The sequence below is a fragment of the Winogradskyella ouciana genome (genome assembly GCF_009709615.1).
Classification (GTDB): domain Bacteria; phylum Bacteroidota; class Bacteroidia; order Flavobacteriales; family Flavobacteriaceae; genus Winogradskyella; species Winogradskyella ouciana.
In genome coordinates this window covers 445,611-459,655 of the sequence record NZ_WJYA01000002.1, presented here as the reverse complement: position 1 = coordinate 459,655, position 14,045 = coordinate 445,611, and the positions used below count along the sequence as shown (strand labels likewise).

Here is a 14,045-nt window from a genome sequence, read left to right as displayed (position 1 = left end):
GTAATCGTTTTAGTATTCCCACAAGCAGCCGTCTCAATATCGGATTCAGTAATGGTCACATCACCACAAGTATCGGAAGCCGTAGCCACACCAGTATTGGCAGAGGACTCATCATCGGTACACTCAATAGTGACATCGGCAGGAGCCGTGATCGTTGGTGGTATTGTATCCACAACGGTAATGGTCTGTGTATCGGAAGCCGTGTTCCCACAAGCATCGGTAGCGGTCCAAGTACGTGTAATGGTTTTTGTATTGCCACAAGCAGCCGTCTCAACATCAGATTCGGTAATGGTCACATCACCACAGGTATCGGAAGCCGTAGCCACACCAGTATTGGCAGAGGACTCATCGTCGGTACACTCAATAGTGACATCAGCCGGAGCCGTTATCGTTGGAGGTGTAGTATCCACAACGGTAATGGTCTGTGTATCGGAAGCCGTGTTCCCACAGGCATCAGTGGCTGTCCAGGTACGTGTAATCGTTTTAGTATTGCCACAAGCAGCCGTCTCAACGTCACTTTCAGTAATAGTCACATCACCACAAGTATCTAAAGCTGTAGCCACACCAGTATTGGCAGAGGACTCATCGTCGGTACACTCAATAGTGACATCTGCAGGAGCGGTTATCGTTGGAGGTGTAGTATCCACAACGGTAATGGTCTGCGTATCGGAAGCGGTGTTTCCACAGGCATCAGTAGCTGTCCAGGTACGTGTAATCGTTTTAGTATTGCCACAAGCCGCCGTCTCAACGTCAGATTCGGTAATGGTCACATCACCACAAGTATCGGAAGCTGTAGCGACACCAGTATTGGCAGAGGACTCATCATCGGTACACTCAATAGTGACATCAGCAGGAGCCGTGATCGTCGGAGGTGTTGTATCATCAACAGTAATACTTTTAACAGCTGAAGCAGAGTTGCCGCAGTTATCTGTTATAGTAAACGTACGTTGAACTATTATAGGGCAGTAATTGGTAGAAGTGACAACATCAATATATGTTATTGAAGCTATATTAAAATCATCCGAAGCATTATAATTTGGGTTGCTTGCAAATGTACTTTGAACATCGCCTGAACCTGAATCATTAAATTCAAAAACAGAATTTGAAGCAATAATATCCGAAGTAGAACATCCTTCTAAATTAATTGTACTAGGAACAGATATTTGTGGTGATTCCACATCATTAACACCAATAACAGCAGTAACTGTAGTTGTACAGTCATTAGCATCAGTAATTAAAACATTATAAGTTCCATTATCTAAATTTTCAAATAGTCCACTATTTTGATTATTAACTCCGTTATCAATAGAGTATAGATAAGGACTTGTACCACCTGTTGCGCTAACTGTAAAACTACCATCACCGTCACTAGAACAATCAACGTCGTTTATATTTGTTATAGAGCCCTCTAAGTCTGCTGACGGTTCATTTAGGGTTATTTGGGTTGTTGAAGTACATCCGTTAGCATCTGTTACGGTCACTGAATAATTACCAGCAACTATACCCGAAAGGTCTTCTGTTGTATCTCCTGTATTCCATAAATAGGTGTAAGGCGCTGTGCCACCATTAACTAATATATCAATTGCTCCTGTAGCATCTCCTCTACAAAGAATATCCGTGCTAGAATTAACCATTGATGTTAACTCCTCAGTTGGCTGATTAACCGTAAAATCATCAGATATTGTACAACCATTGGCATCAGTGACGGTGACAGTATAAGTTCCTGCTTCTACATTTGCTAAATCTTCAGTAGTATCTGAGTTACTCCATGCATATGTGTATGGAGGATTACCACCAGATACAGTTATATCAATCGTACCTGTACTATCACCAAAACATGAAACATCAGTGACAGTTCCGGTAAGTTCTAAGTTATCTAAAACAATATTTGAAGGTAATACATTAACACAAAGTGTATTTGTGCTTCTTACTGATACTGAATATGTTCCTTCAGGTAAATTGTTAAATTCTGTTGAACTTTGGTAGGGGCCATTATTCAGTGAATACTCATAAACAGAATCTAAAGGATTTGTGATAGAAATTGTAAAATTATCATTTCCTGATCCACAGCTTACACTAGCTTCAGGTAATGGTGGTAAATCAACATAGTTTAAGGTTACTGAGGCTGAATCACAAACTAATAAGTTTGGTGCTGGTAGGCACACTAGATATTCAAATGTTACATCACCTGTAAAATCATCTGTTGGTATATAGTGATAAGTTCCATCTTGATTAAATTCAAAAGATTGTCCTGCTGGTGATGGTCCAGATATCAGGGTATAAGTAGATCCTTCAGGTACATTATTACTCTCATTTAAATCTCCATCAAACTTTTCATTTAGACATTCTGTTTCATATTGATCTACAGCATATTTTTGTGAAATAAAAAATTTACCGTCCCCATGATCCTTTGTGGCTCCTACAAATTCAATTTTTGTAATTTTAGACCCGGTCGGTGCAATGTCATCCAAATAGAATAACGCTATAGATATTGTTTGTCCATTTTCATTACACCGTCCTGACTGCCAGTAATCTGAACCATTAACTGGAGGTGCATAATTACATCCTGTATGGTTTCCACCGGTTCTTACAAATGTTTCCCCTAATAACTGCTCAGGACCACCACCAGTCGGTATTCCCCACACTTTAACGTAGTAACAATTATTACCACCCCTTTCTGTAACAGCTAAAATCCCGCCTTCATTAGACGGAATGGATGGGTTATAGAAGATAGTTTGTAACTGTGGACCATCATCGTCTTCCCAATCTTCTTCAATGTCCTCTAACTCTTCTGAGTCTGAACAAAAATCTTCGCCATTATTGCTGGAGGCATAAAAATGATTGAGGTTTTTATCTTGAAAAGCAGCCAGTGCTAAATTATTCCATAGTGTACTCGTATCATCATCATCTGCTGGGCCATCACCATCAATATCATCCTTATCATCACTGCGATCTATTAAACGGACTCCATTTCGCATTATTTCGTTTTCCTTATGATTATCAACTATTGTAAGTTCATAATCAGATGGTACCACAAATGTACTGTAGACCTGACCATTAATTGTTATTGATTGAATAGTTGCCGAATTATTATTATTCAGCTGAATATCTGACCATTGAAAGCTAACACCATTTTGAATAGAAGGTGACTGCTGACCAAATAGCGCGTATGGAAGCATAACTAACACCGCTACTATAAGCGTTTTAGCTATACTTATGCCTGAAATACAATTGTATTTGTTTTTCATATTGTACATAATAACGTATAATGTCCATAATGTGGCTAAATCTAAAATGACCAATATTAGTCATTTAAAAATTTGGCAACATTGTATGTTTTGTTAATTGCAAAAAAATAGAGGGAAGTATTATTAAGGTAAATGAAATATTGAATGGATTAATATATTTTTGATTTGGGGTCATTTACATTAATTTTACACAAACAAAAGAACTTATAACTAAAGTATAAAACAAACATTAGAGTTAAAGGGGCAAAATACTCGTTAAAACGGAATTATGCAACATTTTATCGATAAAAATCGCTTTTAAACGGAAAAATATGAAAACAATAGTACTTGTTAGGCATGGAAAATCCTCATGGAAATATGATGTCTCAGATGCCGAAAGGCCTTTAAAATCAAGAGGTGTAAATGATGCTAAATTAGTTGCCAATCAATATCTTGGGTCTAATGATGTGCCTGAAAAAATCTTTACGAGTCCTGCTAATAGAGCACTATCTACATGTAGGATTTTTATGGATGTTTTTGGTTTGTCAGAAAATTCTTTTACTATTAATAAGGATTTGTATGATTTTAGTGGTGAAGGTGTAATTAATTTCATAAAAAAACTTCCTAATACTATTGATAGTGTCATGATTTTTGGTCATAATCATGCTTTTACATCAATAGCCAATATTTTTGGGGACAGATTTATTGATAATCTTCCTACTAGTGGACTTGTAAAGCTTAATTTTGACATTGATAATTGGCAAGATTTTAAACAAGGAACCACTGAACTCGTAATTATTCCCAAGGAATTGAAAAAATGACAAAAGACAAAAACGTATATATTAACCGTGAATTGAGTTGGTTGCAATTTAATGCTCGTGTTTTACAAGAAGCTGCAGATAAAGATGTACCATTAATTGAACGCTTAAGGTTTTTAGGAATTTTTTCTAATAATTTAGATGAATTCTTTAAAGTACGCTACGCAACCGTTAAGCGAATTTTTGATGCAGGCAAAGGTGGTAAGAGTGAACTTGGAGGTATAAAAGCCGAGGAATTACTTGAGGAAATCACCAAAGTTGTCATTGATCAACAGAGTGAAAGTGTAGAAATATTAAATGAGATTGAGCAAGAGCTAGAAAAAGAGAACATCTTTATCATTAATGAAACTGAAATAGATGCTGAGCAACACAATTTTATAAAGAATTACTATTACCAAGAAATTAGCCCAGCTCTGGTTGTTATTGTATTGAATGAAGACATCGATTTACCAGAACTAAAGGATAGTGCAGGATATTTATCCGTTAAAATGTCTAACTTAAATCGACCAGACCAGTATGCGCTTATAGAGATTTCTAAAACGATGGATAGATTTATTGTGTTGCCAAGTAAAGGCGATGCAAATTATATCATTACAGTAGATGATGTTATTCGTCATTTTCTCAATGAAATCTTCAATATTTTTGATTATGAAACGATATCTGCCCACATGATTAAGATCACTAGAGATGGTGAGTTGGATTTTGATAGTGACCTCAGTAAGAGTTTTATTGATAAGTTATCTGCTAGTGTAAAAGATAGACAAAGTGGTGACCCTGTAAGATTTGTACATGATAAAAATATAGATAGTGATACGCTTAATTTTCTGTTAGATCGTATGTCAATAGATAAAAAAGATAGTATAATACCTGGTGGTCGCTATCACAATCGTAGAGATTATATGGATTTTCCGAGTTTAGGCCGTACAGATTTGCTCTATGAGAGAATTGTACCCTTACCCGTTAAAGGTCTTAGTTTTGAAGAGAGTATTTTTAAAACTATCGCCAAAAAGGATTATCTAATCTATACTCCCTATCACACATTTTCTTATATCGTAAAGTTTTTAAGAGAAGCTGCCTTGGATCCAAAGGTAAGGACAATAAAAATAACTATTTATAGATTAGCCCAAATCTCTCACGTTGCTAGTTCTCTAATCAATGCTGCCAAAAATGGTAAGAAAGTTACTGTATCTATAGAATTAAGAGCGCGATTTGACGAGGAGGCAAATATTAATTACGCAGAGCAAATGCAAGATGCTGGAGTCAATATGTTATTTGGTGTACCAGGTTTAAAGGTGCATAGCAAAATGTGTGTCATAGAGCGCGAGGAAGGAGACAAAGTTGTAAGATACGGATTTGTTAGTACAGGTAATTTTAATGAATCCACAGCTAAAATATATACGGATTTCACTGTACTAACTGCCAATCAAAAAATATTAAAGGATTTAAATAAAGTATTTAATTTCTTTGAGGTTAACTATAAGGTTAATAGATATAAACACATCATTACTTCACCTCATTACACCAAGTCAAAGTTCTTTGCTTTAATTGACAAAGAGATTGAGAATGCCAAAAATGGTAAACCAGCTTATCTCAAATTAAAAATGAATAGCATAAGCAGTTATAAAATGGTCGATAAGCTTTACGAAGCTAGCAGAGCAGGAGTTAAAATACAAATGATAGTAAGAGGGCTTTGTTGTTTGGTTCCGGGAGTTAAAGGTATGAGCGAAAATATTGAAATCATCAGTATTATTGATAAGTTTTTAGAGCATACGAGATTGTATATTTTTGGAAATAACGAGGATCCAAAAATTTATATTTCATCAGCAGACTGGATGACAAGAAATATAGATAATAGAGTAGAAGTAAGTTGCCCGATTTATGATAAAGATATAAAGGTAGAGTTGCAGGAATTATTTGAAATATGCTGGCAAGACAATGTTAAAGCGCGTATTATTAATGAAACTCAAGATAATACATATCGCAGGAATAATAAACCAAAAGTAAGAGCGCAATTTGATACCTATAACTATTATAAAAACAAATTAGAAGGATAATATGCTGAAGATTCAGAAATATGCTGCGATAGATATCGGGTCTAATGCCGTAAGATTACTAATATCTAATATCATTGAGCAAGATAATGAAAACGTAGTATTCAAGAAAAACTCATTGGTGAGAGTACCAATTCGATTGGGTGCGGATGTTTTTATGAATGGTAGCATATCAGAATACAACCAAGAACGTATGATAGATACGATGAAAGCCTTTAGTTTGTTAATGAAATCTCATGGAGTGGTAAGGTATAAGGCTTGTGCCACTTCTGCAATGCGCGAAGCTAATAATAGTCAACCTTTGTCACAGAAAATATTAGACACCTGCGGAATTAACATAGATGTTATTGATGGTGAAGAAGAAGCTGCTATTATAGCGGCAACGGATTTACATACATTTATAGATCCTAACAAAACCTATTTATATGTTGATGTTGGTGGAGGTAGTACTGAGTTTTCCATAATCCACAATGGAGAAAAGATAAAATCGAGATCGTTTAAGATAGGTACGGTAAGATTGCTCAATGATATTGTAAAGAATGAAACTTGGGTTGAACTAGAAAACTGGATAAAGGATAATACTAAAGATTACTATAAAATTGAGCTCATAGGTTCTGGTGGTAATATCAATAAGATATTCAAGATATCCGGAAAGGATCTAGGAAAACCGTTAACCTATTTCTACTTAACAAGTTATTATAAGACATTGCAGAGTTATTCTTATGAAGAAAGAATTACTAAATTAAACCTCAATCAAGATAGGGCCGATGTTATTATTCCTGCAACCAGAATATACTTATCAGCGATGAAATGGAGCGGAGCAAAAGATATATATGTACCCAAAATCGGGTTGTCTGATGGTATTATAAAAAGTATATATTATGAAACCGTTTCGAGCGTAATCGTATGATTTTGAATGAAAAATATTACAAAAATTAACTGATTGTCGGTAAAAATTAATAAATTTATTCAAAATTCGAAAATTTAAATCTATATTGGCAGTCTCAAATTGATGATTATGAAAAAAATATTACTTGCCTCAGTATTGGTGTGTTTTACGACTATATGTTTATCTCAAGATGTAAAGTATGGTGTAAGGGGAGCACTGAATGTATCTAACCTGGATTTTGAACCAGACGCAACTTTTGTTAACCAACACCGCAATGGTTTTGCCTTTGCAGGTTTTGTGGATTTTGGTCTATCGGAAGACGTATCTTTAACAACGGAGTTACAATGGTCTGCTGAAGGTGGAAAGGATGAAAGTATAAGAGCAGATTATATTCAAATGCCTATCTTGCTGAAACTTTCTACATCAGAGCGTTTGTCTTTTATGGCTGGACCACAGATAGCTTTAAAAACCTGGAAAAATAATGACGGCTTTTCAACATTTGCATTTTCGGGAGTTATTGGAGCAGAGTATATGATTACTAGCGAACTTTTTGTTGATGCTAGATTTTCTTATGGTTTAACTAATATACTTGATGAAGATTTAACTGACTTGGAAGCCAAAAACCATGTGATGCAATTTGGTTTTGGTATAAAAATTTAAAAGAATAACCTTGTAATAAAGCTTCAACTTGTGTTGAGGCTTTTTTTTTATCCGTGAATAGTTTCTTTATTCCCTAAACCTTTTATTATTTCGGCTTCGTAATCAAGAAGTTGCTGCCATTTTTTATCCACTTCTTTGCGTTCGCCATATTGTCTTGCGAAGTTTAAGAACATGGTATAATGATTAGCTTCACTAATCATTAGTTTTCTGTAGAATTTGGCCAATTTTTTGTCTTCCAGTTCTTCCGATAGTAATCTAAAACGTTCACAGCTTCTGGCTTCTATTAGAGCAGCATACAAGAGTCTGTGTACTAATTGTGTAGTTCTACTACCACCTTTTGGGAAGAATTTCAATAAGGCAATAACATAGTCATCTTTTCTATCTCTGCCCAAAATCCAACCACGTTCAAGAATTAAGTCGTGCACCATCTTAAAATGGCTTATTTCTTCTTCGACTAAATCTATCATTTCTTGTACCAGCTCAGTATATTCAGGAAAACTTACTATTAAGGAAATTGCCGTACTTGCTGCTTTTTGCTCACAATACGCATGGTCGGTTAAAATATCTTCAATATTTTTTTCTACGATATTAACCCATCTTGGATCTGTTGGTAATTTTAGGCCTAGCATATTATTATTTTCAACTTAAACATCCAAACCGAAGGTTTTTTTAAGTAACTCTATGTTTGGGTTTTTCTCTTTTAATTTTTCGTATTTCTCTCTTGGTGTAAACGCATATTTCTTAGCTACTTCTTCATTGACCTTTATATCTAGGTGTAAATCGAAGTTCATGAGGGTTTTCCGTAAATGTGCCAATAAAGGATATTGTGCGCGTTCTAGCTCTATTTTGTTAGTGTTGTTAGAGTAGGTAAGGTGAATGGTGGTACCTTGTAATTTTGGGCTATCCATTTGTAAAATGGATGCTAAAATCTTTTCGCCTTTTTTATCTATAGACTTTGCATAGGCATTCCAAGCTTTAGTCAATGCTTCTTGATCAACAGGCTCTTTTGGTAAGTCATCTTCATCAATAATAACATCTAATTGACGTATTTGATGTTCTTTCTTTTCCTTTATGCTTTTTAAAGATAGACCAGAGGTTGTCTTCTTAGCTTTATCTATTGAAATTTTTGGTACAACTACAGGTTCAGCGACAGCAGTTTGCGTTTCTTCTTTTTGTGTGATTTTTTCAACTGTGGATTGCTCTTGCTCAAGTTTTTCCTCCTTTGAAGTTTTATCAACAGGAATAGGTTTAATGCCCTTGGCTTTGAAATAAGAGGCAGGAATTATGAAATGCCTACTGTTTTTTTTTTCTCCATCATAAGTGATAGAGGCCAATTGCATAAGTGTCAGTTCTACTAACAGACGTTGATTTTTACTGGTTTTATATTTTAAATCACAGTCATTGGCCATTTGTATGCCTTGCATTAAAAACGAATCGGAGGTTTTTAGACATTGTTCTACATACTTTTGTTTAGTTTCTTCTCCAACTTCCAACAAATCAATGGTTGCCTGATTTCTACAAACCATTAAATCCCTAAAGTGAGACGCCAAACCAGCTATATAATGGTGACCATCAAATCCTTTTGATAAAATGGTATTGAATTGCACTAACAGTTCTGGTATTTTATTCTCAAGGATTAAATCTGTGCTTTCAAAATAGGTTTCGTAATCGAGTACATTAAGATTTTCGGTTACAGCTTGTCTGGTTAAATTTTTACCAGAAAAACTAACAACTCTGTCAAAAATTGAAAGCGCATCACGCATGGCTCCATCTGCTTTCTGCGCTATAATGTGCAATGCATCATCTTCGGCATTAATACCTTGTTCTTCAGCTATATATTTAAGATACTCTTTGGCATCGGTAACCGTAATACGTTTAAAATCAAAAATCTGGCAACGCGATAATATCGTTGGTATAATTTTGTGCTTCTCTGTTGTCGCTAAAATGAAAATACAGTGTTTTGGCGGCTCTTCCAGCGTTTTAAGAAACGCATTAAATGCAGCCGCAGATAACATGTGTACCTCATCAATGATATATACTTTGTATTTACCAACTTGTGGTGGAATCCTAACTTGGTCTGTTAGGTTTCTAATATCATCAACAGAGTTGTTGGACGCAGCATCTAGCTCAAAAATGTTGAAGGCAAAGTCTTCGTCCTCTTTAGTATCACCATCACTATTAATCATCTTTGCCAAAATACGAGCACAGGTGGTTTTACCAACACCACGAGGACCTGTAAATAACAAGGCTTGAGCTAAGTGATTGTTTTCAATGGCATTAAGCAATGTATTTGTAATAGCCTCCTGACCCACAACATCCTTAAAGGTCTGTGGTCTATATTTTCGGGCCGATACTACGAAATGTTCCATTGAAAAATTAACTGAAATACAAATTTAAGAATAACCTCTAAATAGCCATTTATGAAGCTTAGAATTTAATATGAGTTATTAACAATTTATGTACTTTTGCGCCAAGTAGATCGCCTTATCGATCTTATGCTGAATTTACTTCAGCACAAGGTAGGAAAGTCCGAACACCATAGTGCAACATAGTGGCTAACAGCCACCAACCGTGAGGTTAGGAAAAGTGCAACAGAAAGTATGTACAGGTAATGCTGTAGTGAAACCAGGTAAACTCTATGTGGTGCAATGTCATGTAAACCAACGCTTGAGGGCGGCACGCTCGATTGTTGGAGGGTAGGCAGCTAAAGTTTGCTGGTAACAGTAAACGCAGATAAATGATAAGGATGCTGACATGATTTATCATCGTCAGTATACAGAATTCGGCTTATAGATTTGCTTAGACATAAAAAAACCTTCTTAAGTAAGAAGGTTTTTTTATTGATAAATTAGATTATCATTCGGTAGATTCACTTTCTTTCGCAGCTTCAGCTTGCATGGCACTTATTGCAGCGTTCATCTCGGTGCCGTCAAAGTAAATATGCTCTTTGGTAATTTTACCATCCACAAACTGAACCGCTAAATGTACTGGTATTGACAAATTGGTACCATTAGTCATTGAGCCATTGTGTGTTGCCCAATAATAGACCCAAGTTTCATCGTTTTTATCAATTACCATTTCCATATGGTCCTTTTCTTTGTCAAAGCCATAAGAAGAAAAAGCACCAGTCATTGCTTTTAGTTCATTAACTCTGGCATCTAATGTCACGGGTTCTTTAGAGTTGACATAGATTTTTGCTGTATCAGCAAAATGATTTCTCCATGTATCCCAATCTCCGCTTTCGTAAGCGGCTATTCCTGCCTCTAAGGTTTTAGTCTCGTCTGATTCTGCAAAATATTGTTGTTTGTGTTCTTCACAAGAGGTCATCGCTAAAAGAAACAACCCAATAACTAATAAATTTTTCATTTGAATAGTTTTAGGATTAGATTTTGATTACTCTTCATCTGATGGTGCATAGCTCAAATCTGGTCTAACAGTAGCTTCTACCTGATCATACTTTGTCGTTAGCTTAATAACGTTATAAAACGTAGCATCTTTATCATCACCTAAAAGTTCATCATTTTCTTTTCCACCTTGTGCAATGGACAAGCCATCTTCACCTGCAATCGCAACCATATAATAGCTTTCTTCGCTTCCGAAACCACTGTGATATACTTCGTAGCCATTTTTAACACCTTTAGTCTTAAACATCTCCTTTACTTTAGTCATAGCTTCCCTCATTTCTTTACCATCTTTTGGCGCATAATATAAAAAATGATACTCTCTATGATTTTTACCTTCGGTGCTATATCCTTCTGGTATATAGGATAGTCTGGGACTAAAATGAACGATTTCATCACTGTGGGAATCGTAGCATTCGTTCATTTTTTCAAACATTTTCCCCATTTCTTCTTCACCCATTTTTTCTGCTAAATCTCCCATAGGATTTTTATCGAGATCTGCCATGCTCTTAATCGGAGTGACATAGACATAGCGACCATCTTCAACACTTATTGCGGTCCAACTCGCATCTTTAATATTGTACTTTTCGCAATTGTCTTTTAGTTGTTTGGCCGAATCTTCGTATTGTGCCATCATGTTAAAGTTAACATTGTCGGTGTGTACGGCGAACATTATTGGTTGTTCATCTTGTGCGTTGGAAAAGTTGAATGCGAATACAACAGTCATTAGGGCCAACATCCCTTTTTTAAAAATTTTCATAATTGTTTGGTTTTGGTTAATAGCTTTTAAACCATAACAATTCATAAATAATACATGTAGAAATAATGCAGCGAAATCTGCAAAGGCTTATAAATGTAGTGAATATATTTAATTAGGAAATGCCCTACAATACTGAAAATCAATTATTTTGAAAAAAACTAAACATATTACCACCATAACTTTTTGAATGTGAGTAGTGGTCGAGATGGCTTAAATCTGTATGCTTTGAGTGTTCAATTATAAGACTTCCATTGTCTTCCAACAGCTTATTTTGAAAGACTAGCTGTGGAATTTTAGAGAACAATTCAACCTCAAAATCATAAGGTGGATCAGCAAAGATGATGGTATGTTGTTGTTTAGAATTTTCCAAGAACTTAAAAACATCACTTTTTGTAGATCTGATAGGCATTTCAAAGTTTTCTGCTGTTTCATTAATAAACTTTATACAGCCATAATTAGCATCAACAGCAACAATCTGTTCTGTCCCTCTTGAGGCAAACTCATAACTTATATTACCAGTGCCAGAGAATAAATCCAACACAGAAATCTCATCAAAATAATATTGATTATTTAAGATATTGAATAGCGCTTCCTTTGCCATATCTGTAGTAGGCCTAACAGGCAGTTTTTTTGGTGCCTGTATCTTTCTGCCTTTATATAAACCAGAAATAATACGCATTAAAATGAGTTTAAAATTAAAAAGTGCCGATGAAGTTTTTCATTTTTTATGGCATCCGAAAGTTTGTAGCTAAAATTAACAGTAATGATTTGTACATGTCTAATATATGTGTAAACTACACCATAAAGCTCATCATCTTTTTCTATGTTACCGGAAAGGTAAATTTTAGCGGTTTCTGCATCGAGTTTTAATTGCTCAAAAACAAATAAAATATAATAGATAAAGTCTTCTTTACTGTGATATTCAAAAGCGTTAAATAATTGCAGTTGACCTTTATTTACAACTAAAACTTCAATAGTTGATGTATTTACATTAATATAGATTTCAGGGTCATCTTTCGTTTTTTTGTTCTGTAAAACCGTATCTATTAAAAGTGTAGAGGCATGTTTGTAAACAAACTCGCCAAAGGTTTCAAAAATGTAATTGTTGATGTTTACATATGGAATGTAGATATTGATACAATCATTAACTACAATCTCATCATGTGTTATATAATCTGTCTTTAGGATTTTGGCATTAAATTTTAAATAGTCGGCCTTATGGTTTTCGTCATATAAATCTTTTGGCACAAGTGTAGATAATTCATTTTGATGAATAACAGTAACCGCATCAAACTCATCGGAAAAAACAGTGTTAGAGCTCAATTCGGTTTTAAGACGATTAAGCGCATCAAAAGGAGTCAGCTTATTTTTAAAAGCTATATGGTTAAGAAATTCAATGGTATTTGAAGTTCTGTTTAAAATGCAAAAAGAAAGCCCATTCAAATTTACTTGAATGGACAGTTCTTTAATATTATTTTGTTTCAAAATTTATTCCTTAATTGAAAGATCTTTACCCCAATTTCCACTGGTGTTTACTTCTTCCATTGAGCCTATCTTTACAGTCTCTCCTTTTACACCGGCTATTGAGACTGCTTGCTTTTCTTTTTCAATAAGATATTTTTCTTGGTCATATAAAACAACAGCTTTATCTACACTGGCTTCAAAAACAGGAATGTCATCTATTTTTCCAGCTTGTAGTTTAAACTTTGCTCCTGGTTCACCTACACCTACATCTGCCATAGATTTGTAACGACTGTCTCCCTTGAAAATAGAATCCCTAACAGTGTAATAGCTTAAGGTATCTATCAATGTAATAGTTTTCATGGTTTCTACACCACCAAAAGCACGTGTTCTTTCTTCATCCAATACTAACGTGTCGCGTCTTTGTGTAATTGGTACTTGACCATTTTCTACAAAATTAATAAGTTTATTAAAATCACCGGCATATTCACCATTAACTTCTTTATAGGCCAATTGAGAATCCCTAATATCTATTAAACGATCTATAACAACTGCGTAGCGCTTAACTTTTAGCTTGTTAAACTTTATCTCTTCATATACTGACATAAATGTAAGGTACCCTAGAAAAATTATCAATACCCAAAGCACTATGTTAATAACGGGTTTTAATTTCTTAGGTACAAATTTGTCAATTAACCATACAATACCGATGGTTAATAAAATAATAACTACAATTGAAATAATCACATTCATGTTAAAGTATATTAATTAGGTCTAT

General features: G+C 34.8%; 12 protein-coding genes and 1 other RNA gene. 5 read left to right on the top strand and 8 right to left on the bottom strand.

What is annotated here, in order from left to right; translation table 11 throughout:
- Nucleotides 1–3,248: SprB repeat-containing protein (locus F1003_RS02845; protein ID WP_235898265.1), on the bottom strand; the 3,248-nt coding region annotated here is incomplete at its 3' end.
- Nucleotides 3,249–3,559: 311 nt separating this feature from the next.
- Between F1003_RS02845 and F1003_RS02840 the strand changes: the two genes are divergently transcribed.
- From F1003_RS02840 to F1003_RS02825, 4 genes are all read left to right on the top strand, one after another.
- A complete protein-coding gene (locus F1003_RS02840) occupies nucleotides 3,560–4,048 on the top strand; it encodes a SixA phosphatase family protein (protein WP_155087684.1) in 489 nt (162 codons plus the stop codon).
- The gene (gene ppk1 / locus F1003_RS02835) at nucleotides 4,045–6,099 is read left to right on the top strand and encodes a polyphosphate kinase 1 (protein ID WP_155087683.1); all 2,055 of its coding nucleotides are present in this window, start codon (nucleotides 4,045–4,047) and stop codon (nucleotides 6,097–6,099) included. Before F1003_RS02840 ends, ppk1 begins: the two co-directional genes overlap by 4 nt.
- 1 nt (nucleotide 6,100) lies before the next feature.
- Entirely contained in the window at nucleotides 6,101–7,006 is a 906-nt protein-coding gene (locus F1003_RS02830) for a Ppx/GppA phosphatase family protein (protein ID WP_155087682.1), read from the top strand.
- Between the two features lie 108 nt (nucleotides 7,007–7,114).
- Nucleotides 7,115–7,645 (top strand): porin family protein, encoded by a 531-nt coding sequence (locus F1003_RS02825; RefSeq protein ID WP_155087681.1) that lies wholly within the window; start codon nucleotides 7,115–7,117, stop codon nucleotides 7,643–7,645.
- A gap of 47 nt (nucleotides 7,646–7,692) precedes the next feature.
- Here the strand turns inward: F1003_RS02825 and F1003_RS02820 are convergent, their stop codons facing one another.
- Both F1003_RS02820 and F1003_RS02815 read right to left on the bottom strand, forming a co-directional pair.
- The gene (locus F1003_RS02820; RefSeq protein ID WP_155087680.1) at nucleotides 7,693–8,274 is read right to left on the bottom strand and encodes a MiaE family protein; all 582 of its coding nucleotides are present in this window, start codon (nucleotides 8,272–8,274) and stop codon (nucleotides 7,693–7,695) included.
- A gap of 15 nt (nucleotides 8,275–8,289) precedes the next feature.
- Entirely contained in the window at nucleotides 8,290–10,014 is a 1,725-nt protein-coding gene (locus tag F1003_RS02815; RefSeq protein ID WP_155087679.1) for a DNA polymerase III subunit gamma/tau, read from the bottom strand.
- A gap of 102 nt (nucleotides 10,015–10,116) precedes the next feature.
- On the opposite strand from F1003_RS02815, the gene rnpB reads away from it, so the two are divergent.
- Nucleotides 10,117–10,451: RNase P RNA component class A (gene rnpB, locus F1003_RS02810), an RNA gene on the top strand.
- A gap of 50 nt (nucleotides 10,452–10,501) precedes the next feature.
- Here the strand turns inward: rnpB and F1003_RS02805 are convergent.
- The 5 genes from F1003_RS02805 to F1003_RS02785 all read right to left on the bottom strand — a co-directional run bounded on the left by F1003_RS02805 (nucleotide 10,502) and on the right by F1003_RS02785 (nucleotide 14,020).
- Complete coding sequence (locus F1003_RS02805) at nucleotides 10,502–11,011, bottom strand: nuclear transport factor 2 family protein (protein ID WP_155087678.1); 510 nt, start codon at nucleotides 11,009–11,011, stop codon at nucleotides 10,502–10,504.
- Nucleotides 11,012–11,038: 27 nt separating this feature from the next.
- Entirely contained in the window at nucleotides 11,039–11,806 is a 768-nt protein-coding gene (locus F1003_RS02800) for a hypothetical protein (RefSeq protein ID WP_155087677.1), read from the bottom strand.
- 139 nt (nucleotides 11,807–11,945) lie between these two features.
- Nucleotides 11,946–12,485, bottom strand: coding sequence for an RsmD family RNA methyltransferase (locus F1003_RS02795; RefSeq protein ID WP_155087676.1), 540 nt, complete (start codon nucleotides 12,483–12,485; stop codon nucleotides 11,946–11,948).
- Nucleotides 12,485–13,291 (bottom strand): DUF3822 family protein, encoded by an 807-nt coding sequence (locus F1003_RS02790; protein ID WP_155087675.1) that lies wholly within the window; start codon nucleotides 13,289–13,291, stop codon nucleotides 12,485–12,487. Before F1003_RS02790 ends, F1003_RS02795 begins: the two co-directional genes overlap by 1 nt.
- A 3-nt stretch (nucleotides 13,292–13,294) precedes the next feature.
- Nucleotides 13,295–14,020, bottom strand: a complete 726-nt coding sequence (locus tag F1003_RS02785) for a hypothetical protein (protein WP_155087674.1) — start codon at nucleotides 14,018–14,020, stop codon at nucleotides 13,295–13,297.
- Nucleotides 14,021–14,045 lie beyond the last annotated feature (25 nt).